The 24,512-nt window shown below is 42.3% G+C and carries 23 protein-coding genes; 9 read left to right on the top strand and 14 right to left on the bottom strand.

Translation table 11 applies throughout. The features are described from left to right. Positions 1 to 93 precede the first annotated feature (93 nt). The 5 genes from BJP34_RS02305 to BJP34_RS02285 all read right to left on the bottom strand — a co-directional run bounded on the left by BJP34_RS02305 (position 94) and on the right by BJP34_RS02285 (position 4,750). Positions 94 to 690, bottom strand: a complete 597-nt coding sequence (locus BJP34_RS02305) for a hypothetical protein (protein ID WP_070390939.1) — start codon at positions 688 to 690, stop codon at positions 94 to 96. Between the two features lie 34 nt (positions 691 to 724). Continuing rightward, entirely contained in the window at positions 725 to 2,881 is a 2,157-nt protein-coding gene (locus BJP34_RS02300; protein ID WP_070390938.1) for an AAA family ATPase, read from the bottom strand. Positions 2,882 to 3,069: 188 nt separating this feature from the next. Continuing rightward, a complete protein-coding gene (locus tag BJP34_RS02295) occupies positions 3,070 to 3,321 on the bottom strand; it encodes a hypothetical protein (protein ID WP_149030744.1) in 252 nt (83 codons plus the stop codon). A gap of 174 nt (positions 3,322 to 3,495) precedes the next feature. Further along, positions 3,496 to 3,693 carry a hypothetical protein gene (locus tag BJP34_RS02290; RefSeq protein ID WP_070390936.1) on the bottom strand — a complete coding sequence of 66 codons (198 nt, stop codon included), beginning with the start codon at positions 3,691 to 3,693 and terminating at the stop codon, positions 3,496 to 3,498. Between the two features lie 259 nt (positions 3,694 to 3,952). After that, on the bottom strand, positions 3,953 to 4,750 hold the full coding sequence (locus BJP34_RS02285; protein WP_193431304.1) for a PD-(D/E)XK nuclease family protein: 798 nt from the start codon (positions 4,748 to 4,750) through the stop codon (positions 3,953 to 3,955). A 788-nt stretch (positions 4,751 to 5,538) separates the two neighbouring features. Here BJP34_RS02285 and BJP34_RS02275 point away from each other — a divergent pair. From BJP34_RS02275 to BJP34_RS02260, 4 genes are all read left to right on the top strand, one after another. Beyond that, positions 5,539 to 5,898, top strand: coding sequence for a Nif11-like leader peptide family natural product precursor (locus BJP34_RS02275; protein WP_070390934.1), 360 nt, complete (start codon positions 5,539 to 5,541; stop codon positions 5,896 to 5,898). Between the two features lie 174 nt (positions 5,899 to 6,072). Then, positions 6,073 to 6,432 (top strand): Nif11-like leader peptide family natural product precursor, encoded by a 360-nt coding sequence (locus BJP34_RS02270; protein ID WP_070390933.1) that lies wholly within the window; start codon positions 6,073 to 6,075, stop codon positions 6,430 to 6,432. 416 nt (positions 6,433 to 6,848) lie between these two features. Continuing rightward, entirely contained in the window at positions 6,849 to 8,120 is a 1,272-nt protein-coding gene (locus BJP34_RS02265; RefSeq protein WP_070390932.1) for a nif11-class peptide radical SAM maturase 3, read from the top strand. Positions 8,121 to 8,951: 831 nt separating this feature from the next. Beyond that, a complete protein-coding gene (locus BJP34_RS02260; protein ID WP_083304955.1) occupies positions 8,952 to 9,293 on the top strand; it encodes a hypothetical protein in 342 nt (113 codons plus the stop codon). Between the two features lie 839 nt (positions 9,294 to 10,132). On the opposite strand, the gene BJP34_RS02255 is transcribed toward BJP34_RS02260, so the two are convergent. Continuing rightward, positions 10,133 to 10,888 carry a foldase protein PrsA gene (locus BJP34_RS02255; protein WP_070390931.1) on the bottom strand — a complete coding sequence of 252 codons (756 nt, stop codon included), beginning with the start codon at positions 10,886 to 10,888 and terminating at the stop codon, positions 10,133 to 10,135. 81 nt (positions 10,889 to 10,969) lie between these two features. Here BJP34_RS02255 and BJP34_RS42080 point away from each other — a divergent pair, with 81 nt between their 5' ends. Then, positions 10,970 to 11,137: a hypothetical protein gene (locus BJP34_RS42080; protein WP_158516946.1), complete on the top strand. Its 168-nt coding sequence runs from the start codon at positions 10,970 to 10,972 to the stop codon at positions 11,135 to 11,137. A 40-nt stretch (positions 11,138 to 11,177) separates the two neighbouring features. On the opposite strand, the gene BJP34_RS02250 is transcribed toward BJP34_RS42080, so the two are convergent. From BJP34_RS02250 to BJP34_RS02230, 6 genes are all read right to left on the bottom strand, one after another. Beyond that, on the bottom strand, positions 11,178 to 12,713 hold the full coding sequence (locus tag BJP34_RS02250) for an HlyD family efflux transporter periplasmic adaptor subunit (RefSeq protein WP_070390930.1): 1,536 nt from the start codon (positions 12,711 to 12,713) through the stop codon (positions 11,178 to 11,180). Beyond that, positions 12,698 to 12,856 carry a hypothetical protein gene (locus tag BJP34_RS45360; protein WP_168166491.1) on the bottom strand — a complete coding sequence of 53 codons (159 nt, stop codon included), beginning with the start codon at positions 12,854 to 12,856 and terminating at the stop codon, positions 12,698 to 12,700. Before BJP34_RS45360 ends, BJP34_RS02250 begins: the two co-directional genes overlap by 16 nt. 10 nt (positions 12,857 to 12,866) lie before the next feature. Further along, the gene (locus tag BJP34_RS02245; RefSeq protein ID WP_070390929.1) at positions 12,867 to 13,226 is read right to left on the bottom strand and encodes a four helix bundle protein; all 360 of its coding nucleotides are present in this window, start codon (positions 13,224 to 13,226) and stop codon (positions 12,867 to 12,869) included. A gap of 96 nt (positions 13,227 to 13,322) precedes the next feature. After that, the gene (locus tag BJP34_RS02240; RefSeq protein ID WP_070390928.1) at positions 13,323 to 16,067 is read right to left on the bottom strand and encodes a peptidase domain-containing ABC transporter; all 2,745 of its coding nucleotides are present in this window, start codon (positions 16,065 to 16,067) and stop codon (positions 13,323 to 13,325) included. Continuing rightward, positions 16,030 to 16,806 carry a helix-turn-helix domain-containing protein gene (locus tag BJP34_RS02235; protein WP_149030743.1) on the bottom strand — a complete coding sequence of 259 codons (777 nt, stop codon included), beginning with the start codon at positions 16,804 to 16,806 and terminating at the stop codon, positions 16,030 to 16,032. The genes BJP34_RS02240 and BJP34_RS02235 overlap by 38 nt, the downstream gene beginning before the upstream one ends. 504 nt (positions 16,807 to 17,310) lie before the next feature. Then, positions 17,311 to 17,523: a hypothetical protein gene (locus BJP34_RS02230; protein ID WP_070390927.1), complete on the bottom strand. Its 213-nt coding sequence runs from the start codon at positions 17,521 to 17,523 to the stop codon at positions 17,311 to 17,313. Positions 17,524 to 17,663: 140 nt separating this feature from the next. Here BJP34_RS02230 and BJP34_RS02225 point away from each other — a divergent pair, with 140 nt between their 5' ends. After that, the gene (locus BJP34_RS02225; RefSeq protein ID WP_008189230.1) at positions 17,664 to 18,080 is read left to right on the top strand and encodes a hypothetical protein; all 417 of its coding nucleotides are present in this window, start codon (positions 17,664 to 17,666) and stop codon (positions 18,078 to 18,080) included. Between the two features lie 4 nt (positions 18,081 to 18,084). Then, positions 18,085 to 18,519 carry an HNH endonuclease gene (locus tag BJP34_RS02220; RefSeq protein ID WP_070390926.1) on the top strand — a complete coding sequence of 145 codons (435 nt, stop codon included), beginning with the start codon at positions 18,085 to 18,087 and terminating at the stop codon, positions 18,517 to 18,519. Positions 18,520 to 18,664: 145 nt separating this feature from the next. Here BJP34_RS02220 and BJP34_RS02215 read toward each other — a convergent pair whose 3' ends face one another. Next, positions 18,665 to 18,826 carry a hypothetical protein gene (locus BJP34_RS02215; protein ID WP_229424210.1) on the bottom strand — a complete coding sequence of 54 codons (162 nt, stop codon included), beginning with the start codon at positions 18,824 to 18,826 and terminating at the stop codon, positions 18,665 to 18,667. Between the two features lie 143 nt (positions 18,827 to 18,969). Here BJP34_RS02215 and BJP34_RS02210 point away from each other — a divergent pair, with 143 nt between their 5' ends. Then, positions 18,970 to 20,325, top strand: coding sequence for an RNA-guided endonuclease InsQ/TnpB family protein (locus tag BJP34_RS02210; RefSeq protein ID WP_070390924.1), 1,356 nt, complete (start codon positions 18,970 to 18,972; stop codon positions 20,323 to 20,325). Between the two features lie 55 nt (positions 20,326 to 20,380). Here the strand turns inward: BJP34_RS02210 and ltrA are convergent, their stop codons facing one another. After that, positions 20,381 to 22,216: a group II intron reverse transcriptase/maturase gene (gene ltrA / locus BJP34_RS02205; RefSeq protein WP_070390923.1), complete on the bottom strand. Its 1,836-nt coding sequence runs from the start codon at positions 22,214 to 22,216 to the stop codon at positions 20,381 to 20,383. 1,737 nt (positions 22,217 to 23,953) lie between these two features. On the opposite strand from ltrA, the gene BJP34_RS42075 reads away from it, so the two are divergent. Then, on the top strand, positions 23,954 to 24,118 hold the full coding sequence (locus tag BJP34_RS42075) for a hypothetical protein (RefSeq protein ID WP_158516945.1): 165 nt from the start codon (positions 23,954 to 23,956) through the stop codon (positions 24,116 to 24,118). The last annotated feature ends 394 nt before the right edge of the window (positions 24,119 to 24,512 follow it).

The raw sequence follows: 24,512 nt of genomic DNA, 5'->3' as shown, positions 1-24,512 counted from the left end.
GAGAAAGGTTCAAGGCTATGGTGTGCTGCAACCCTAAGGATTCAACTATTAGCGATCAGCTATCAGCTGAATGCTTAGGGCAAAAAACACACCCTAACCCTGAAACCTATGCTCTGCAGGCAGTCCCATAACACTTCCTTTTGGCAATACTTTTAGTTTTTCCCTATCCAAACACTTATCCAAGTAGGTGAGAACTTCTTCCGCTGGAATACTTGATACTATAGCGCCATAGTCATTGACAACCCTAGAGAATATCTGATTCACCTGATCTTGGAGTTCTGGAATTGCCCTTACTGAGGTTTGTAGTCTCCCTAAAGGATGATTACCTGCCTTAATTCCCTTGGCTTTAGCGATAATCCAATTTGACAATAACTCTAATCTCAAAACCGCAAAGATAGGTTCATATCCTTCTCTCGCTTTTTTATTCAAACCATCCACATCCTTCTGTCCTAGTGTCACCGTATGTTTGGTGGTAGTCTTCACTTCAATGGAAAGATTAGGAAAGTAGGAGTGATTCCAACTATCAATATCTACACCTTGAGAGGAATAGTTTTCTACCTGAAAACCCAAGCGACAGAAGGTAATCGCTAGGAAAATTTGACAAGTTTTGCCAAAGCCATTGTCCTTTCTAGACCGACTATTCAGGTGTTGTTTAATGCTGCTTAAATGGTTTAATGTTGATGCATCCATATTCTTAATTCTACATTCTTAATTCTACATTCTATTACCCATTACCCTCGATAGTTGGTCCACGAGTTGGTGTCCACTGTCCCAATCGGTAGAGTTGGTTGGGCTTAGTTAGCTTGAAACTCAGCTGCTCGACGAAATCATCTTCTGAAGTGGCAATAATCAATTGCTTTTTCTCCAATACCTGATCCAACACCTGAGCCAACCGTTCTTTATGGACTGGGTCTAGATTTTGCGACGGGTCATCTAGCACCATGAAGCCGATATTATGAGTCAATTGCTCTGAGGTGGCTAGGGCTAGAAATATACTCAAAGCAGCACAATTAATATCACCCTTGTTCAACAGTCGTAAGGCAACTTCTGACTCTCCATATCCCACCGCCATCACTTCATATTTGTCTGGGTCAATCTCAATATCTGGAAAGTCACTTCGATGAGCCAGCTGACGATAGATACTAGAAATTGCTGCTCTAGTAGCATCGATTTTTTCTTTAGCTGAGTTTCCTAGCACTTCCTGTACAGCTTCACCAATAGTCAACAATCGGTCACAGAAGGCTTCCAATTCAGCTTTTGCTGCTTCAACCTCTTTATATTCAGGGCAATCTTGAATCGCAAACAAATTATCCACCTCTTGGCGATAACGCAAGACACTAATAATCCGTTTAATGTTTTCTAAGTCTTGATCAATGCTATCGATACGCTGATTACTTTGCTCAACGGCGGTGCGAATCCTGGCTAATTCCTGATCTACTTCAGTAATGGCTTGATTGAGGAGAGCCAGAGCATGAGCATAGTCATTAATTTCTGTTTCTAAAGCTACTGCGATCGCATTTTTTGCTTGTTGTAATCCCTTATGCTTATCTAATCCTTCCCGTTGCAACCGCTCCAAGGTTTTAATCAGTCTCTGGAACTCCTCTACTGCTATTTCTAATTCCCGAATCTCCTTCTGAATCGGTTTTAGCTGTAACGCCATGTCTTGCTGCCAGGATTCTAATTCTTGACGCAACTGAACTGGATTAATTGGTGTAGAGCAAACGGGACAATTCTGGGCTTTATCTTCCTGTACTGACTTCAGAAATTTTATGGTTTCGATAATGATACCGGCACGATTGTTGATAGTGTTTATACTCCCTTGCTTTGCCGGTAACTCTTCTTGTTCAATTTTATTTTTTTTTGCCCAAATTTCTGATAGCGTGCCGTATTTATCTTCGAGTTGCTGAATTTCGTTTTCTTTTTGGTTGAGTTCCATAACCTTGGTCTCAACGTTAGCTTTCAAACGATTTAATTCACTTTGCTGATTCAGCAATTCTTTCTGCCGTTCCCAGTCGGGCTGCGCATTACGTAATTGCTTAATCGCCTCCTTACCACCATCTACAAATCGTTCCAAATCATCAGTAGTTTGGTATCTTGGTAAAGAGGGCACCAGCAATCCATAGTCTTTGGCAAAATTTTCAACTGCATTTTCAACCCCTTGGCAAATAGCTTTTGCTCCATTGAGGGATAGTTGGCTCAGGGGAATATCATGAAAAATTGCTTCTTCTTCTGCTAGACCTAAGTCATTTTCCTTAATCGCTTTTGCCGTCTCAATTTTGCTGATAATCTGACTAAACTCTTGATCAACTTTCTTAAACTCTTCCTGGGCTTTAGCTCGCTTAATTCCATCCAATAGATTGCGCCAATCCGTCAACCCCATGAGGCGATCCAGAGCATTTTTGCGCTCTTTTGGTTCCTGAATCAGTAGCGCACTGATAGTTTCTTGATGTAGATACACACAACTCATGTAGTCAGACAATTCTACACCCAGCAGCACCCGCAATTCAGCTTCATCTTCATGATACGAGCCATTATTAATCTGATAGTAAAACTTGGGATTACCACGACGTTTGCGGTCACTCCGATATACCTTTAGGATTTCCCCATTCCCTTCAAAGATAACTTCGACAGTAGTCTCCCTTGACGATTGGTTTTTCACTAACCAATTCTTGCGCTCTTCAATTTTAGTAGCACTTTTATTAGCGACATCTTTGCCAAATAGACACCACTCAATGGCATTCAGGGTACTACTTTTGCCTCCACCCTGAGCTCCTACAATTAATGTGCAAGCTTGATCAAAGCGAAATTCCCGTTCTCCGGCTTGTTCAGGAAAGCCTCTAAACCCCTTGATCTTGACTGATACCAGTCGATAGTTTTCCATAGAAACCCTTCATATAGCCTTGACAAAATAATTGTTAAAATATATTACAGTTTTTGATATTCCCAAAAATTACTATACAATGATTGATTAACTCTTTCCTATTGCCTATTGCCTATTGCCTATTGCCTATTGCCTATTGCCTATTGCCTTTCCCAAGCGCGAGTATTTTCACAACTTAAATGTAAATGCTATAGACCAATGGTAGCCATCAGTTTTGTGTAGGCTTTTTTGTAAGCACTTCGATGTTTTTCTAACCGATAACGAGCCATATCAGTGACCGCTTGTGATGAACCGCTATCAAACTCTTTCAGCAATTCCTCACTAAGGGCTATCAACCCTTGCTCATGGTCTGAATCAATGGCTTGATCTTTGAGTTCCTCAAATAATTTAGAATTGTCTTTCATTAGCGTTCGCGTAGCGTGGCCTACGGCCAATCGCATTACTTAGTCGTTACTTAGTTATCTTAAAGGCGCACACCGTGCGCCCTTAAAAGGTATTGGTGTTACCCTCAGCAAGAGCAGGGCTATAATAACAGACTATGAGCTGGTTACCAATAACTCAGCACTTAGCACTCACCATTTCGCATTCAGCACTGTTCAACCTATATCAGCCGATTAACTCTTCTTCTGCTTAGGGGATGAAGCAGATTTATTTTCCTCTATCCATTCTTCGATCAACTCCAATAAGATATGATTCATGGTGACTCCCTTGAGAGCGCACATAGATTTGAATTTTGCCCGTAAGGATTCAGGCAAAAATAGTTTGTAGCTAACTTGTTTTTCTTCTGACACATCTTTTGACAACTTTGACATCCCAATTATCCTACTAAGGGTTAAACGATTCAATAGGTATTTTAAGTTTTTTGTGTTATTTAGAGATTTTGTGTTATTATAACCTTAGGAAACGCAAAGAAGCCAGCGGCACTGAGCCTGGTCAAATCTACTTGACCAGACTTTGTAGCCTATGGGCTGGTTAGCGCACTAGCTACAGCAGAGGTTCCCCCGGGGATCTCTGCTTAACTGTTTTTAACTCTTACTCGTGCTAGGAGCTAACCCAATCAGAGATGGTAGCTCACAGGGAAACTTCTTGGATATCAGCTAAATCGGGTAGTAATTCTGTACTATCGTTACTCAACCTATTCCCGTAACGCTCACAACGCACTGCAAAGGTACAATCACGACATCGACCAAGGGATGCTGCTACTTGAGGAAAAGCTAAACCTTGATCTTGGTACCCTTGTAGCCACCCAGCCAACCGGGTCAACAACTGAGTCAAATCCTCTCTAGTTTTCTGGTGTTGTGCGCTATTGTAGGTAAATTTAAGACTTTGGGCAGAGGGTTGGGATTTGACAAACCAGTAACTCATGGAAATTTGTTCTGGCCAATAATCGCTAGTTTCCGCTAGGATGTAGAGATACAGGCGTGTTTGCCAGTCTTGGGCTAACCAATCCCGATTTTTAGGTTGAGGATAGGTCTTCCAATCAAGAATTTGGGCTGAGTCTTCCCCTGCAATCAATAAGTCATAGATAACTGTAAGTAGATAACCTTGGAAATACAGGGTTCGGCAATGTTCCGCTTCCCGGAAGCTTTCAGGCTCTGGGTGGGAAAGTTCTGGTGCGGCATTGACTAAACCACTCAGCCAGTAGTCGAGTTGGGTATCCTCTTCTACTAAGGATGTCACTGGTAACCCAAGTTCCCGCTGTTGCATTAATAGGTGAAAGCGGCTTCCCCAAGTAAGACGCTCTTGTTGTTCGGGAGACACCGGTGTTCCCAGCTGGTCAAAGTAAATGTGTTGGAACTTACGGGGACAGGTTTCTAATACGTTCAGCTGTCCTTGGGATAGACGAGTCAGAGGTGCAGGAGGAGACACTGGTCAATGATAAGGGCGTTTGTATCTGGGTTGTAAACACACGAATTGCTGAAAAAGGCTAGAGGAATCCCCCCTCCCTTAATAAGGGGGGCGGGCAAAAGGCAATAGGGGAAAGATATACAGACTTTTCTTGAACAAGAAAAAAAGACTTCCTAGGTTTAGATTTCATTTAGAAACGCTATATTAGCTAGTTTAGCGGAAGAGGTGGAAGTTTCCACACAGATATCGAATGCGATTGGCCTTGGCCTATTGGCCACGCGGGGCGCGTTTGGCCACGCTAAGCGAACGCTTCCCCCTGGGGCTAACTCGCCAATCGAAAATTTGATTGCCACAGATTTTAGGGACATAATTGTTTTAGTTATATCTCGAAATTTAGTTGTTTTTATTGTCATCTCATCTCCGTAGAATTACCCTTAATAGGAATTTGACCCATCTCCTCATCTGCATCTGTAGTCCTACTTTTACTAATTGGTATTATTACTTATTGGCTTGATGACGCAGTTGTGGGTAAGTCCTGATCACTATCGTCATGTGTTGCTGCCATAGTAATGATGCTGCTATCCTCCCCCTAACGAAATAATTTTCTTATCCCATACAGCAAAGTTGACGACATAATTTTAAAGTTTTGTCGCAACAAAATTTTAAAACCCTACTTAATTATTTTTTTTATTGAATAAAATTTTATTAGGGATGAAAACTTCATCTATTTCAGAAAATACTGCCCTAGCTACAGTACTGTTTTTTAACCGATGCTACCAACAGTATTTCAGTAATTTCAGGAGAAAACTATGTCTTTAGAAAATGTTAAAGCCTTCTACGAAAGGCTAGGCACTGATCAAGCATTCCGTGCCCAAATTCAAGGAGTAAACAGTAAAGATGAATGTCGCCAAATCGTGCAAAGCGCTGGCTATGACTTCACCCAAGAGGAGCTTGAAGACTATACTGGCCAATTGTTGGAGTCAAGTGCTGCTGAGGATGGTCTGAGGGATCTTGATCAACAAGAACTAGAAGCTGTTTTTGGTGGAGCTACTACAGGTATGGGCATAAAACAACCTATTTTTCAGCCAATGTATGGAGTGGTTTTTTGGCCGCCTAAAGATTGGTGGCCTCAGCCTATGTATGGCGTTGTCATAGACGATACTCTCTAAGGAAGTTTGAGCAATAAGCTCAGGTTGATTCCGACAGACACAGATCATACCATTTCAGTTTATGGATGCTACAGATAGTTAGTCGTTAAGGGAGTAGCCAAAAAAACACCAGTTTTTAGCTCTGTTTTTTAACCGATGCTACGAACAGTATTTCAGTAATTTCAGGAGAAAACTATGTCTTTAGAAAATGTTAAAGCCTTCTACGAAAGGCTAGGCACTGATCAAGCATTCCGTGCCCAAATTCAAGGAGTAAACAGTAAAGATGAATGTCGCCAAATCGTGCAAAGCGCTGGCTATGACTTCACCCAAGAGGAGCTTGAAGACTATACTGGCCAATTGTTGGAGTCAAATGCTGCTGAAGATGGTCTGAGGGATCTTGATCAACAAGAACTAGAAGCTGTTTTTGGTGGGGCTAGTCAAGTTATGGGCATAAAGGGAAGTAATCAGCAAATTTATGGGGTGATTTGGCCGCCGCTTCAGCTGATGTATGGTGTTGTCATAGACGATACTATCTTAAGGAAGTTTGAGCAATAAGCTCAGGTTGATTCCGACAGACACAGATCATACCATTTCAGTTTATGGATGCTACAGATAGTTAGTCGGTAAGGGAGTAGCAAAAAAAACACCAGTTTTTAGCTCGTCCGGTGGGCAAAAAAAATTTTGATTATTTTGAATAGTCTAAATTAGATTACTTTGCCCACCCTACTTGAATTGATATCTTTAATTGGTAGTTTTTTGACACCCAAGTCACTAATTTGTGATTGGCTTACTCTAGGGTTTTATATACTTATGAGGTACACAGGATTTTTTCCCTATTCCCTATTCCCTATTCCCTGTTACCTATTCCCTATTCCCTAAAACCCACAAATCTGTACCTCACCCCATTGAAAACTGCTATATCAGCTGATGTCTGTCCCTCTTTCGAGATAACTTAACATGGGAGAATTGTGATGACCTATCGCAGAATTAGTTATGCCGTCTGGGAAATCACCCTTAAGTGCAATTTAGCCTGTCAACACTGTGGTTCTCGGGCTGGTCATACCAGGGCTAAAGAACTTTCCACTACAGAAGCCCTAGACATGGTCAGACAACTGGCCGACGTTGGGATTACAGAAGTCACCTTAATTGGAGGTGAAGCCTTTCTACGTCCTGACTGGCTCGATATTGCCAAAGCGATTACCTCCGCTGGAATGGTCTGTGGCATGACCACTGGAGGGTTTGGGATTAGCTTAGATACAGCCCGCCGGATGAAAGATGCTGGGATTCGAGTAGTTTCTGTGTCCGTGGATGGTTTAGAAGCCACACACGACCGGTTGCGGGGTAGGAAAGGTTCTTGGCAATGGGCGTTTAAGACCATGAGCCATCTCAAAGAGGCCGGTATCCCCTTCGGTTGTAACACTCAAATTAATCGGCTCAGTGCACCAGAGTTTCCCCAGATTTACGAGCGCATCCGGGATGCAGGAGTCTTCGCTTGGCAAATTCAGTTGACTGTACCCATGGGGAATGCGGCGGATAATAGTGAGATTCTGCTGCAACCCTATGAGTTGCTAGATGTATACCCGATGATAGCGCGGGTGGCCCGTCGGGCTTTTCGGGAAGGGGTAAAGGTTCAAGCTGGTAATAATATTGGTTACTATGGTCCCTATGAACGACTGCTGCGGGGACGGGGAGAGGATAATCCTTGGGCATTTTGGCAGGGGTGCAATGCTGGACTATCTAGCTTAGGCATCGAAGCCGATGGTGCTATCAAAGGTTGTCCCTCATTGCCGACTTCCGCCTACACTGGAGGTAATATCCGAGACCACTCCCTACGTGAAATTATTGAAGAGACCGAGGAGTTGCGGTTTAATCTAGGGGCTGATACTCCTAAAGGCACAGACCATCTGTGGGGTTTCTGCAAGAGTTGTGAATTTGCTCAACTGTGTCGTGGTGGCTGCAGTTGGACTGCTCATGTTTTCTTTGACCGCAGAGGGAATAATCCTTACTGTCACCACCGCGCTCTTACTCAGGAGAAACAGGGTATTCGGGAGCGAGTTGAAATCAAGCATCGCGCAGAAGGTAACCCTTTTGATAATGGCGAATTTGTTCTGATTGAGGAACCAATTGATGCTCCTTGGCCAGACAATGATCCACTTCACTTTAGTGCTGATCGTATACTTTGGCCAAAAGGTTGGCAGGAACAAGAGGAGTTGGTGCCATCTTTAGCTAGTAGTAGCAGTTAATTTAAGATCTTGTGTGATTAATCCTTGGTGGGCAGTGGCTACCAAAGCTATTGCTAGCACATGAATCGTTTATCAAGCACTGCCCACCCTACATCAAGCTTGTGATTAATCCTTGGTGGGCAGTGGCTACCAAAGCTATTGCTAGCACATGAATCGTTTGTCAAGCACTGCCCACCCTACATCAAGCTTGTGATTAATCCTTGGTGGGCAGTGGCTACCAAAGCTATGGCCAGCACATGAATCGTTTGTCAAGCACTGCCCACCCTACATCAAGCTTGTGATTAATCCTTGGTGGGCAGTGGCTACCAAAGCTATGGCCAGCACATGAATCGTTTGTCAAGCACTGCCCACCCTACATCAAGCTTGTGATTAATCCTCGGTGGGCAGTGGCTACCAAAGCTATGGCCAGCACATGAATCGTTTGTCAAGCACTGCCCACCCTACATCAAGCTTGTGATTAATCCTTGGTGGGCAGTGGCTACCAAAGCTATGGCCAGCACATGAATCGTTTGTCAAGCACTGCCCACCCTACATCAAGCTTGTGATTAATCCTCGGTGGGCAGTGGCTAGGCTGTTCACTTTGTGCGATGGCGATAGCTTAAACTTCATGCACTTCCTTTTTGTCTGATAGTATGAGACAGTGTATCTCTTGCTAGATATCCATTCTGGGCGTTATCGCCGTACGCGTTCGCGTAGCGTGAGCAAAGCTCAATCCCGGTGTGAACGATCTCCCCCGAAAAAGGCCAATAATAAACAGCCTACCCCACACCCCACACCCCACACCCCACACCCCACACCCTAGGCAGTGGCTACCAAAGCTATGGCCAGCACATGAATCTCGATCAAGCACTGCCCACCCTACATCAAGCGACATCAAGCGACATCAAGCTACATCAAGCTAATTATCCCTTTGAGCAAGCCATTCCTATGACTAATATCTCCACTGATTCAATAGCGCTAGATAATACTCCAGTTTCCGATCACAAGACTAGTAATTTGAAGACTAGTAATCTAGAGTTATCCATTGATGACTCTCAGACTGAGGTAGAGTCTCCCTTGCCCCTGTTACCACGCTCAGCTTGGAGTAGTCAGGTGGCATTATTGAGAGTTATTTTTAGAGCCAAGAAGGCTTTAGACCGAATCGAGCAGGAAGCTGGTGTCTTGAGACGTTAATACTGATTCCAAATTCGGGTTAAAACTTAGAACTTCAAAACTCCCTTGAAAATCCAGTCCGCCCAGGCGGGCTTTTTTTTTGGACGCGCGACCTAAGCCTGGTCTGGGCTAAAGGGAGGTTATAGCGCTACGGGCAAGGCAAAAGGCAATAGGCAAAAGGCAAAAGGCAAAAGTTTACTATAACAGCTTTTGAGCTTGTATCAATGTCCTAACCTTAATCCGTACTGCTATATAGCTTTTGAGTACTGTTTTGTTTTGACTGAAGTGACTAGCCTTAAAAAGACATAACTGTTTGGATTATGTGCTTAATAATGATTGGTTTTACAGTTTTGACAACCAAAACGAGACTAAATTGGACTAAAAACAAGCCAAAAATATGTAAAACTTGTCATGTATTAGTTATAATATACTTGATAAGTATCACAACAATAGATAATATAAATAAGGTAATTACAACAAATATTGTCCCGACTCAAATTAACATTGTTAACGAGAAAATTACAGGCTAAGCTGACAAAACAAACGGCTAAGATTATAGAGATATTGATATATCCCACAAAAATAAAATGTTGCTCAATAATGTAACCGACAATGAACTTAATTTTACTCATGGTGGTCTTTATATTATTAATTCGCGTCGTTATATTTTAACCAGGTTTTAATTAATAATTAAATTCACCAATACAGTCTCAATATCGGGAAATTAAATTAGCAATATAAATCATCAAAAATGCCCCCTGATCATGATCAGAGGGCATTGAATTTAAAAAGCTTAAAGACCAAGATTAGAATGTATAATTCAAAATTCAAAATTCAAAATTCAAAATTCCACTCAAAACCTAGGCAGCTTGGTAATCTAAGTCAAGGTTTGTCGTAACTTCAAATTGCTCAACCTGTTGCTTAATCCATTCACTAAATAAATTTAATAAGATTTTATACCGCAGCTTATCATCCAATTGCGGTTCAATAATCTCCTCCACTAAAATCAGATGTACGCCCTTAGAGGTCACAATGGGTTTGAGAACCTGCGGTGGCTTAGCTGCAAAAACAGCAGCAGAAATCTCCGGCTTGATATTTTCACGACTTACTACTCCTTGATATCCCCCAGATCGACGTAATTCTTTATCCTGAATATACTGATGAGCAACATCATAGAAACTCATCTCTCCTTCCTGAATCTCATAAAATACTTCCATCGCTAAATCTTCATCATCTATGATTACCTCATACATGACCACACCAGCATAATCTAGCTGATTTTCATAAAAATAAGAATCAACTTTATCAGCAAATAAATGGTTAGCTAACTTTCTATAAATAGCGCCATTGTATACCATGGTTTCAAATTCGTCTAAGGTCATCCCATGTTTTTCTAGCCATGCCCAAGTGTCCTCAGCACTCCCGAGTTGGCTAAGTATCCTGAATTGATCTGCTGCGTCTTGAAGTTCTTCTGTTTCTACTTGGATACCCGCCTCAGCGGCAGCAGATGCGATTAACTTGCGGATAGTAATTGCTTCGATAATCTCAGGAATCTTACAAGATAGCTTTACTTCTTCAAGAATATCGTCTTTGGTAATTGTGATAGCTGGTGACATCGTGTTTATCCTAGTAATTTAAACTGTGAAAGTTATAGTGCTGCGCCCAGGGAATAGGGAATAGGGAATAGGGAATAGGGGATGAAAAAGCATGGTGTTATAAATGTTTTAGCAATTATTATTGATGTAGTCGCTAATCGGTTAAACTCCCTGATGAAGGGCCTTTATCCCTGCTCCCTACTCCCTGCTCCCTGCTCCCTAAAATCCAGACTGAAAGTACCTCAAGAAATTGATAAATGCACTAATTGATAATGCCCTGAAGTGACTGATATCACATCCCGGAAATTACCTATAATTTCAAACCTCCTTGCTGCAACTTCTTAAACGGATCGAGAATAAAATCAATAATCCGACGCTGGCGTACAATCACCTCAGCAGTCGCTGTATCTCCAGGACGCAACCCAATACACTCCTTACCTGTGGGAAGACAATCTTGATTTAAGGCAATTTCTATGTTGTATGCTGCTACCTTTCCATTTTGCGTTTCCACCTCAGAGGTAGTTGGAGAAATTTCCACTAATTCTCCTGCTATCACCCCATACTCTTGAAACGGATAGGCATCAAATTTCAATTTAACTGGCATTCCTTTCTTTAAAGAACCACTTTCAGTGGTTGCCATCTGGGCTCGAATAATTAATGATGAATCCTCTGGGGCAATTTCTGCTACCATAGTTCCCTGCTGCACTACAGCACCAGGTCTTTGAATCGGTAACTGAAATACCATTCCACTGACCGGTGCCTCTAAGACTCGTTGCTTTAACTGAAGCTGCAAGGAGTCAATCTGACGCTTACTCTGAGAAATTTCTGAATTTAGGGTAGTAATTTGGGTCTCTATATTATTCAGTTGTTCTTCTATTTTAAGTACGGATAACTTACCGGAATGAATTATACTCTGATAACTCCTTTCCTGTTCTTTTAATCGTAACTTTGCTTGATCAATATCTGCCTGGGCTTGACCCATTGTCCGTTTATAACTACTTTGTTCTTCCATAATCCGTAACTTAGCTTGTTCAAGATCAGACTTAGTTTGTTCATAGAAGCGTCGCCTTTCTTGTACCACATCATCCTTATCTAATACATCAATTTCTGGCACAACTCCTTGTTGCCAAAGTTTACGATAGCGTTGCACCTCTCGCTGGGCATTAGCTAAACGAATTTCTATTAACTTAGAGGCAGTTTTACTAAGTTGAAGAGTTTGCCTAGCCTGATTAACTTGAGCTAATTTTTCGTCTTTTTGTAAGTTATAGGAATTCCTAAGATCAGTTATAGTCTGTCGCGCTTGGTCAATTTGAGCTTGCTTTTCCAAGGCTTGGGCTTGATTTTGTTGCTGCTGAGTTGTCAAGACTACCACTAACTGATTTTTTAGTAATTCTAACTGCGATCGCCTACTCAATTGCCCTTTTAATTTATCGTTAACTTCCTGCAATTCAGTACGAACTAACCCGGATTTCAAAATCAATAAATTTTGTCCAGCCTCAACCTTTTCCCCCTCTTTAACCTTAATTTCATCGACGGTACCGGCTACAGCAGCATCCAGCCTCACGGTCTTACCCTTTGGTTCAAGTCGTCCTCTAGCTGTACCGGTTTCATCTACCTTATAGAGCATCGACCAGGGTAAAATAATAGACACAAACACTACTATAAAGTACAGTAATCCCCTTGTCCAAACCTGAGGCAAACTATCGAGTAATTCTTTAGTAGCGTAAGACCAATCATCAGTCAATTTAGCTAAGTTTGTGGCGTTTAAACTATCTTGATCATGATTAGTGTCTTGTAGCTGAGTTGGACGATGTCCATTCAAGTGTCCATTTAATGTATTGGGCATAATTTTATTTCTGAGTTATTGGGATTAGTGATAGGGAAAAGGCAAGAGGCAAAAGGCAAGAGGCAAAAGGCAAGAGGCAAGAGGCAAGAGGCAAGAGGCAATAGGCAATAGGAAAAAGGCAAGAGGCAAAAGTCAAGAGGCAAGAGTTCTAACCTAGGATAGTTTATTGATAAGAGAGGCAATCATTCTAGTTTCTTCTTTAAGAGTTTCTAAAATCAATTCAATGTCTTTTGGCGTACCTAAACCAACTCTAACAGCTAGAATCAGAAAAGTTTGTAACTCATTAACTGAACCTTGAGCAATGTTTAAAAAGCGTTTATAGTCCCCGGCAGCTCTTCTTCCATAGCCCTCTGATATATTGGCTGGAATAGATGATGAAGCTCTTCTTATTTGTTGAGTCATCCCATATAGTTCTTCTTTTGGGAATTTTTGAGTTAGAAAAAAGCATTTCTCAGCTATGAGCATACCTTTTTGCCAAATTAGCAAATCTTTAAAGTCTTTTATTGGTGACATTTTAAAAATCTCAAAAACTAAAACTAAAACAAAATTTTGCCTTTTGCCTTTTGCCTCTTGCCTCTTGCCTCTTGCCTCTTGCCTATTACCTATTGCCTATTGCCTAAATTGCTGGTGATTAAGATAATAATAATGGCCACGTTTTGCCATTAATTCCTGATGGGTTCCCCTCTCAATCAATACTCCTCTATCCAGCACTAAAATTAAATCCGCATTCCGGACTGTAGACAACCGATGAGCAATGACGAATGTTGTTCTACCTTTGAGAATATGAGTGAAATTATGCTGAATAATCCGTTCAGATTCTGCATCTAAATGGGAGGTGGCTTCATCTAAGACTAATAACTTAGGATTGCCTAACAAAGCCCGTGCGATCGCAATCCGTTGCCGTTGTCCACCAGATAATGTCCCTCCCCCTTCTCCTATCTGGGTTTCATAGCCCATGGGCAACTGTTTAATAAACTCATCAGCGCCTGCCAATCGTGCTGCTTCTATAATCTCGTCTAAACTAGCGGCAGGATGACCTAAGCTAATATTTTCCCTAATCGTTCCACCAAACAAAAACGTATCTTGGTCTACTACTCCTACTTGCGATCGCAAAGACCCTAAGGACAGAGTGGTAAGATCAAGGCCATCAATCAATACTTTTCCATCTGTGGGTGGATACAATCCCAACACCAATTTAGAAATCGTCGTTTTGCCTGAACCACTGCGTCCAACTAGGGCTACCATTTGTCCTGGTTTCACTTGAAATGATAGATTTTCCAGTACATTTAAATCACTCTCTGGGTGATAGCGAAAGGTGACGTTATCAAAGGCAATGTGACCCTGAATGGATGGTAACGATTGACGGGCTTGATTGAGCAAATCCTCCTCTGGTTCGGCATCCAACACATCATTAATCCGTTCCATAGCAATAACTACTTCCTGGAATTGATTCCATAACACGGTTAACCGCTTGAAGGGAGTAATAATATTTCCCAACAGCATATTGAATGCCACTAATTGTCCAATGGTTAACTGATTCTGAATCACTAACCACGCTCCATACCACAGCAGGCTTGTGGTTACTACGGCTTCAATAGCATTACTAAAAATTTGCAGACGATTGCTGATAACTTGCCCATCAAAACTTGTCTTAATTTCTTTATTTAATAACTCCTCCCAATGCCAACGTACTGTTTGTTCTACTGCGGTGGATTTAACGGTACTTACACCGGAAAGCGCTTCAATTAGATAACTATTTTCTTTAGCCATCGATTGAAATATTTCTCGGGAAATTCTCCGTAAAAACGGTGTCGCAATCAATGCTAGCAATAAGAATGGCGGCACAATTACTAAGGCCAATAACGCCATTTTCCAGCTGTACCAAACCATCAATCCTACATAGATAAATACCGTTACTAAATCCAGCAGAATTGATAACGCCTCACCGGTAAGGAACCGCTCAATCTTGCGGTTTTCCTGAACCCGTGATATAATGTCACCAACATAGCGGGACTCAAAAAACGAAAGAGGCAACCGCAGTGTATGGCGAATAAATCCTACAATCAGTGCTGCATCTACTTTATTAGCCGTGTGGTCTAGTAGATATTGGCGCAACCCCATCATTGCCACTCGAAACAGGCTAAATATCAGCAGCCCTAAGCCCACCGCCATTAAGGTTAGCCCAGAGCGCTGCACCACGACTCGGTCTAAAATTAGCTGGGTGAATAGAGGTGTAATTAATCCAAATATCTGGATAAATAAGGAAGCAAGAAATACCTCTAACACTACTAACCCATGGGGTTTGATTAATTCAAAGAATTGCCAAAAGGGAGTAGTCGTTTCAATAGCATCCTTGAGTAATGCTGTTGGTTGTAGCAGCAGTGCATAACCGGTCCAATCGGCGTTAAATTCTCGATGGGTGAGACTACGTTGACCAATGCCAGGGTCACAAACAATCACTCGTTTCCGAGTAATTTCATAAACGACAATATAGTGTTTACCTTCCCAATGGACAATAGCTGGCAATTTTTGCTTCGCTAGCTGGTCAAGACTGGCTTTAACTGGACGAGTAGAAAAGCCAATACTTTCCGCTGCTGCTGATAGTCCTCGCAATGATGCGCCATTGCGGTCAACATTAGCGATATCCCGCAAGCGATTCACACTAAAGCGTTTACCCCAATAGCGAGATACCATTACCAAACACGCGGCACCACAGTCAGAGCCACTCTGCTGGGCAAAAAACGGATAGCGTCGGATTACCCGTTGCCATAAATGACCTGCTTGCTGGGTCGGGTTAGGAAAGTAAGCTTTGCTAACTTTTTTCTGGGATTTCTGGGACTTGGCTTCCCCAGACCGAGACTGGGAGATGGTCAGATGGGGGGATGGGGAGATGGGGGGATAGTCAGATGGAGTGATAGGGGGAGTAGGGGAGCTAACTAGTAGGGCATTACGAGCTTGCGCCTGACTCCAAAAATGCTCTCGGATTTCGGGATACTTATTGATCAGGGGAAACAAGACTTCCCCCGGTACAAAGCATAGCTTTAGCTTCAGAGAAGCTCTAGCGCTATAGCTGGCTAAGTCAGCGGAGGGAAACAAGGTCAATTCCCCAAATGATGCCCCTGTTTCTAAGCTGGCAATTAAGTCACCGGCCTGATTCAGCAACCTTACTTTTCCAGCAATAATAATGTAGATACCAGCTGATGCCTGAGTGCCTTGCCAAAATTTACCTACCTTGGGCTCTATTAATGTCAAGTGTTTGAGAAAGCGCTGGCATTCCTGTATTGGAAGAGCTGTACCGAGAGTATGGCTGAGTTGTTCAGGGGAAATCAACGGAGTAGATGCACTTTGAACCATGGATGTCTAAATCTGATCTAGAGAGAGTGGTGGATAACAATTCTCGAGAATCAGCACTAGAAGCTGATTGCAGGTCACAAATGATAATGCGATTGGCCGTAGGCCACGCTACGGGATGCTCGGTACGAGCCGCTACGGGATGCTCGGTACGAGCCGCTACGCGATGCTCGGTACGAGCCGCTACGCGAACGCTACTAGTATTTGAAGCTTTATCATTCGACTGTGTATCATTCTCAGTGGTGTTAGACTCGGGGTTACGGGGTTTGCCTTTGGTAGACAATCCCATTTGTTTTAGCAACCGACTAATATGGCGATCGCTGACTTCAATCCCAAATTCCTGAGCTAAATGCTTACTCAACCAGTTAGCTGTCCAGCGCCGAAATGGATAGCCAAACTCCTTTGGACTCTGGCTTACCAGTTCCTTCAATCGCTCTAGATGTTCTTGATTTACTGCCTTAGGCCGACCAATGGGGTTATTCTGCCAGTTGTGCGCCATCCCAGTCCGCGCCATCAATATCCAATGTCTGGCTGTAGCTGGACAACATCCCAAGGTTTGACAAATTTCAATTTGAGAGTTACCATCATCGGCTAGCAACATAATTTCAATGCGCTGACGATAATGCTGGGGTAAATCGGCTCGTAGACTTTTTTGTAGTAGTTTGCGCTGAAACCCTGTTAAATATTTACCTGTACTAGTACATGCACCCTCAAAATCAGGTTTTGACTGATGTCCTGACATATTTGTAACTAAAAAGTCTTTAACTCATTGTTTTGATGATCGAGGGTGGATGTTGGCTTTTGTGTTGGTTTTAATAGTCAAATTTCCCTAGTATTGTGGATTTTTTGGATGATTTTGGCCAATTTGTGGCTTATTTTGTCGTTTTTTTGGATGATTTTTATCTAATTTTAGATTTTGGTGGATTTTTATGTTGTTTGTGTAAAGTTTGATTTAATTTTTGGATGAAGATGATCAGGCACTAGGGCGTGTTTTCAAACTATAACCACAACAAAATTAATGCGATTTCTAACATAGCTGTATCTTCGTCCAACCAGGAGCAAGGGCTGATTTTGCATCTCAAGGATAAATATCTATTCCCATAATGATTTCGGTAAGCAGACGACATCTACAACAATTCCCCTGAAGGCGCAATTGGAGATTGCGGTAGTGGGAACCTGTACCACGGGGACTCTTGCTGCAAGTACTCCTACTCGGATTAGAACTGCTGATGAGGCAACAGCTATATTAACCCCCCAACTCCAAGCAAAGCTGTTCCCAAACCCACTCCTGTCCCAAGTTTCCCAGCTTTGCAACTTTTTGTAAATAATTCTTGTATTTTTTTTGCTGTTCTGATGTTGCTCCGATAAGTACAGAATTACGTCGCCAATCCAAAGGCGGCAAGTAGTTGAATTTCTCTAAAAACTTTTGTCCTGCCCACTCTGGCGACAGTAATAGCAAACCTTCATCGGAGCATCTCCCTTTTGTTTTCTGTCAGGAAGCTCGGTCTTTTTTCCCTACACCCTACACCCTACACCCTACACCCTACCCCCTGAGCTACAATAGACTCTATACGGACTGCGCTTTCAGGAGCTCCCGTCATGAATTCTATTTCAACAACCATTACTCTGCAAATTCCTGACTTCCTCTATCAGCGCTTGGTCAACACTGCCCAAGCAACTGAACGCTCTCTTGAAGCTGTCATGCTCCATGCTTTACAAATTGGTAGTCCCCCCAATTGGTCTGATGTACCTGAAGAATTTCAAGCAGATCTAGCTGCCTTAGATAGGTTGGAAGACCAAGCTTTGTGGCCCATCGCCCAGAGTAAAAAAACACCGGAAGAAATGGAGCGTCACTACTGGTTGTTAGCTCAAAATCAAGAGCGTTCTTTAACAGATGCAGAACAGATTGAACTTGAGCAGCTTAAGATTTCAGCAGATCGTTTTATGCTACGCAAAGCTCATGCAGCGGCTCTCCTGAAATGGCGCGGTTACCCAGTTCCTCAAAGTATTGTGTAACCTCATGGCCTATATTCCAATATCTTTGAAGAATGAGATTGATCGCCAAGATCGCCGTTATTGTTGTTATTGTCAAACCAGTGAGGCAAATAGTGGTATTCCTTTAACTTACGATCAGATTTTACCACAATCTAAAGGGGGAAAGAGCATATTTTCCAATGTTTGCCTCGCCTGCTATACCTGCAACCAATTTAAATCGGATACAACTGTTGCCCTCGACCCTTTAACCAATCAAACTGTTCACTTATTTAATCCCCGCACTCAGAATTGGGATGAACATTTCTCATGGAATGTGGATTTCACAAAAATTCAAGGACTAACCCCTGTGGGACGAGTAACAGTCATTACGCTCAAAATGAATAATCCCCTTGTTGTAGAAGCACGGTTTCGATGGACAATTAATGGTTGGCATCCCCCATCTTTTCTAGGGGAAAGATGAGCATATCGTACTTTCTATCAAAACTTCCTGAAATTTGAGAACCCCCGTGCTTTAGCCGGGGTCAGAAGTTACCGCAAGAATAAGGCAGCCTTTATGGTTGGTCGGCTATGAGCAAAAGGGTTAAAACTTTATGATTAAGGCTGCCTTATTCTAAGGTTTCGTCTCCGGGATGAAAAACAGAGACTGGAAATATCGGCGTCGTGTCCTCTATTTGGCTTCTAACCCAACGTTCTATAAGCTCTCCGGCACTGGTGTTTGAGTCCTTCGCGGAAAGCTGCAACCACTTCCACACAGTATCTGTGAACATGATAGTGTGTGGTTTTTTGATCTCGTCATAGTATACAGGAATTCCTCTCATTCTTTTTTGAGATTTAGATCGGTTTTTGTTTGACATTACTAGACCATACGTATACACTAGTAGTATGATAACAAAAGGGTCGAGGTTGTCAAATGTACAAGACGATCCCAATAAAAGCTAACTTTTCAAACGAAGAGAAAGTGTTCTGGGAGTTTCAGTGCCAGCAAGCTAACAGCCTGTTTAATTGCGCTGTTTACTATGCAAAACAAAAACACTACAAGTGGCTTGAGGAACAAAAAGCTTATACTACCTACTGGCGTGGAGATGAGCTAAGGGCAGGGTGGAAAACCTACAAATGTACGACTAAATACCCTGAAATAGACAAAGCTCTAAAAATGTCGCCCCACTATAAGGCGATGGCGGCTCAATCTGCACAGCAAACTTTAAAAACTGTAGGGGAAGCGTACTCTAGCTATAACAAACTAGTGGGTTTGTACTACCAAGGAAAAGTAGATAGACCTAGGTTCCCTCGCTATAGAAAGTCTGGAGGTTTTGCTGCGGTGACTTTCCCACGGGCTTCCCTCATATACAAAGAAGGTTTGTTTCACCCCTCCGTTAGCAAGGAAAGCAAGCCTGAATTATTAGTTCAAATAGCATTATCTCCTCCAGATTTCATTGATCCTGATTGGGTGAAAGAGGTTACCGTTCGTCCTTACTACGGACAGCTATGGATAGATTGGGTTATTGATGATAGAAAGCAACCAGTAACTGATAATCCAAATCTTGATTACTCTAACGCGATTGGAATAGACCATGGTGGCGATAACTGGCTAACCTGCGTTTCGACCTTAGGAAAGAGCTTTATTATTGACGGTCGAAAGCTTAAGTCAATGAACCAAGGTTACTGTCGCCTTGTGGCTAAGTATAAGTCAGGAAAGTCGGAAAAGTACTGGGACTCCCATCTGGATAAAATTCAGTTGAAGCGGAATAATCAGATGCGGGACGCCATAAATAAAGCGGCTAGATTCCTCGTTAATCGTTGCCTAAATGATGGAATAGGTAATTTGGTTTTTGGTTGGAACGAAGGACAGAAAAGCCTTTCTAACATGGGAAAGAAAGGAAACCAACAGTTTGTCCCCATTCCTACTAAGCGACTAATTGAAAGGTTAAAGCAGCAATGTCGTGAATATGGAATAAATCTGATTGTCACTGAAGAATCCTATACAAGCAAAGCGTCTTTCTTGGACGGTGATTCATTACCAAAACATGGTGCAAAACCCAGCGGATGGATCCCTTCAGGAAAAAGAGTTAGGCGTGGGTTGTACAGGACTGCCTCCGGAAAGTTAATTAACGCCGATTTGAACGGCGCTGCTAACATACTCCGTAAAGTAACCACACAGCCAATCGACCTGGCCAAGGTGGGTAGCGGGATTTTGACAGTTCCACATCGATATAATTTGTTCACTAATTGGGTAGGTCGGAGGGGTTACCCCCTCGTCGCCCCCTAAGCACCGTGCGAACAAGTCTCCAAGTACACGGCGCAACCAACTTCCGAAGAACACGTTATCTTGTGCAACTCTTTTCCTTTATTATCGGTTTTGTACCTTTTGGCTTTTGTTTCCGATTTTTAGGAGGGGTTTTTTTGATTCCATCGTACAGTTTTCCCTGTATTTCTGGATTGGTTGCCCCCAAGGCGTGGATAGTTCGGTGGCAATCCTCATGAACGTATACCAAATTGTTGTACTTATCTTGTCCCCCATGTTCAATTGGAACAATGTGGTGTAAGTGTACTTTGTCGTAGTTTCCTAGTCTTTGGCCACAGTAAGGACAGATGTAGTTTTGCCTCACGGCTATCTTGTTTCTGCCCTTTGTTAGTCTGGCCTCCGCAGCTTTCTTATCCTGCCTTTTTTTCCTTTTATCCCAGTATTCTTGGAGTTCCGGATTGTCTGGCGAATAATCGTGGGTTACTACTGTGTGTCTGATTATTTTTGTCCATGAGGCTCTTTCCAGGTATAGTTCTTTGCTTCCGAAGACTCGGTTATCCTCCCTACCAGGGCAGAAACTCCCGTAGTGTTTATTTCTAATCCATTCCCATCCTTTTTTCGGGTACCTTCTTTTGCACCATCTAACTAGCTTCCAAGAGATGTAATTTTCTAATTTACAAAAGGTGTCCTTTGCCACTGTTCCGCTGTGATAGTTTGTCCAACCCCTTATTATTGGTTGTAATTTACCAATTAGTTCTTGGACTGAGACCCCTTTCAGCTTGGCCAATTCTACTTTTAGATTTTTCTTGATTCCCTTTAAGCTTTTGTTTGACGGTTTAATGAGGGTGATGTATCCCGATTTCTTTTTGGTGGTTCTGTATTTACGAAAGTTCCATCCCAAAAAATCAAAACCTTGGGTCAAGTGAGTTATCCTGGTTTTTTCTTCGGATAGACTTAGTCCTCTTTTAGCCAGCCATTCTTTAGTGATTAACTTAGCTGTCATGGCGTCTTCTTTGCTTTCTGTTAAGATTACAAAGTCATCCGCAAATCGTACTAATGTCCTATTCGATTTATTTCTCCAGGTGTCCTCTCCCTTTTTTGTTTTTTCTTTCCTGTAGGTTATTCCCAGTTCTTTTTCTAATCCGTGTAATGCTATGTTAGCGAGGAGTGGGCTGATGATACCTCCTTGTGGTGTGCCCGTTTCCGTGGGGTGGAATATGTTTTTTTCCACATATCCTGCTTTTAGCCAGTTATGGATTAGTCCTCTGGCTGGGAAATTACCAATGGTTTCCATTAATGCTTGGTGGTCAATATTATCGAAGCATCCTTTTATATCCGCTTCTACTACCCACCATTTCTTATTGTTTTCTCCATTGATATTGAGGAATATTCTTTGTCGGGCATCATGAGTGCTTCTTCCCTGTCTGAAACCGTATGATGTGGCTTCAAACTGGGCTTCCCAGGTTGGTTCCAAAGCGTTTTTAACAATGGCTTGAAGGCATCTGTCGGCGATACTTGGTATCCCTAATGGTCTTTTCTTTCCATTGCTTTTTGGTATGTAGATGCGTTTAGTTGGCTTTGGGCTCCATTGTTTCCTGTTTTTTGATAATGTGTCAACCATTTCTCCCTTTTCTTTGGGTTTTAATGCTTTGACTTTATCTACTCCTGCCGTCCTTTTACCTTTGTTATCTTGGGATGCTTTGCGAACTGATACCTGGATGTTTGCCTTACTCCTTAGCATTAACCTTTGGAGTTTATTGACCTTTTTCCAGTTTCCTTGACGTGTTGCCTTGAAAATTCTTTGTCTTAGTTTCCTAACCTCTCTGTAGGCATTTTTCCAATTAATGGTATGCCAATCGGTGGTTTGTTCAGTTACGATACCCACGTCTATTGACGCCGGTTCTATCTTTTCCATGTACAATTTAAGTTAACTAAGTAATTAATTTCCTTGGCTCGGATGTTAGCTCTGAAATTCAGCGCTCTTTCGAGCAAGGGAATTTTCCCTCTATCCGACTGGTTATTTATTCCCATTCCTTTTCAGGTTGTCGGCTTTTGCTTGGTTCAGACTTCTACCGGACTGAGAGTTATACCTCCTCTTGCGATTTGGCTACCTTATGTCCTATTTAGGGTTAAGGACTCAATCTCGGCTTACCCGGTTACGCATATAGAAGATACAAGTCTTGAGTTGCCGTCTCTACACCGAGTCCATGTGAGAGTTCAGATTGTCTAGCAGATGATAGACTAACCTCGGAGCTCATATCCCCATCATCGAATTTAGCAGGGATATTAATTTTTACGGTGCCTTTGACCAACGGTTTCTGTGGTCAACTCTTTGACTCTTTTCCTTTTCGGTTATTTACCTTATCCGATGGTTCGGTAATCCCTACTTTCTCTCTAGCTGTGAGACCCATAACTTCTGGAAATCCTTAGATTATTTTCTCCATTGACTCCATCGTTTAATACGCCCCTTCGAGTGGAAACCAGTCCTGAACCCGGGTCTGGGGAAGGCTCTTACCCCTTCCACTTCTAATATGCGCCTTTCATCGGTCGCCCACCTGTCTAAATTATATCGACATAAGGGTGTTCGCGAAGCGTCGCCTTCGGCGATAGCGGTACGGGTTTACCCTACCGCGTAACATCCTTTGAGAATCCCCCGTGTTTTAACCGGGGGAGATGTCAATTTCACCACACCCTACACCCCACACCCTACACCCTACCCCCTGAGCTACAGAGTTCCTGAACCGAGTGCGGCCTGGGGTACATTAGCTTTGGTTGGTGCCTTCGGTGTGGGTTCAGTTCTAAAGCGCCTGCCTAAAGCAAGCAGAAAGCTGATCAACTGATGCCATCACGATAATATAGCCATTGAGTTACTCAGAGCATAGGTATGTAGCGCTACAGTAAACTTAAGTTATGGGATTGACCTTGGCCTTTGGGCACGCTTCGCGATTGACCGTAGGCCACGCTACGCGATTGACCGTAGGTCACGCTACGCGAACGCTTTTGATTCCCAAGCAGTAATACCTAATGTGAATTCACTCAACTCCATCCCTGGAACTCTATAGCACTACCTATTAAGGTGTTTGACATTTATACAAGCAGCAAAAGCTGTTGTAGTCAACTTTTGCCTGTTGCCTTTTGCCAATGCCATTGCCCATAGCGCTATACTACTGATTCTGATTCCACCCAAGATAAACCTTGGGTGGAATTGTTTGATGAGGTTTGATCAGGTCTAGCTTTCAAGGGAGCGACGCACAAGCAACAAAAATATAACTAATTTAATTTTGGTTATAAAAACCTAGAGATTTGTTCAGGTTTACTTGATACTTGTTATGACTTGATCCACTAGTAGCGTTATTTTTCAAATCAACCAAGACACAACTGAATTACTTTTGTCACTTTTTTCATTGATTACCCCCTTGCAATCCTGGAATAAAGCCTAGAGGATAGTCATGGAATAAGGCAATAAAACCTCTAAACACCTAGTATATATATACTTGCAATCGACCAAGATATAACTGAATTACTTTTGTCACTTTTTTAATTGATTAACCCCTTGCAATCCTGGAATAAACTCGAGAGGATAGTCATGGGATGAGGCAATAAAAGGTCTAATCCTAAACAAGACTAATTACGGTAAATAGGACATTTACTAATGGCTAACATTACAATCTATGACCTGGCTATTTCACCTGTTTCTGAAAGCTTCATTACTGAACTCGATCAGAATATCATCAACGGTATCCTCGGCGGAGGAGGGATAAAAAAAATAAAATACTATCCCGATGGTACAATTAAAAAGATTGTATTCTACAAATAGGACATTTACGAATGGCTAACATTACAATATCTGACCTTGCTACTTCACCTGTTTCTGAAAGCTTCATTACTGAACTCGATCAGAATATCATCAACGGTATCCTCGGCGGAGGAAGGATAAAAAAATAAAATACTATCCCGATGGTACAATTAAAAAGATTAAATTCTACTGAAATCCTGAAGTGTCTCATTCATAAATAAGAGCACTACTAAAATAAATTCAATCCAGTAAACCATCGATAACTATTATCAATGGCTAGGATTAAAATCTCAGCTCTCTATTCGGCTGGACTATAAATAAATTATCTGTTCACTTAAGTATCAGCCGAAGAAATGGCTGCTATGCTGGGAGACGCTGCTCAATAGGTGTTTTGATAAAATACCTAATTAGGTAT

It is taken from the genome of Moorena producens PAL-8-15-08-1 (assembly GCF_001767235.1).
Classification (GTDB): Bacteria; Cyanobacteriota; Cyanobacteriia; order Cyanobacteriales; family Coleofasciculaceae; genus Moorena; species Moorena producens_A.
Note: the sequence above shows the minus strand (reverse complement) of the source record. Positions and strands in the feature narration are given on the sequence as shown.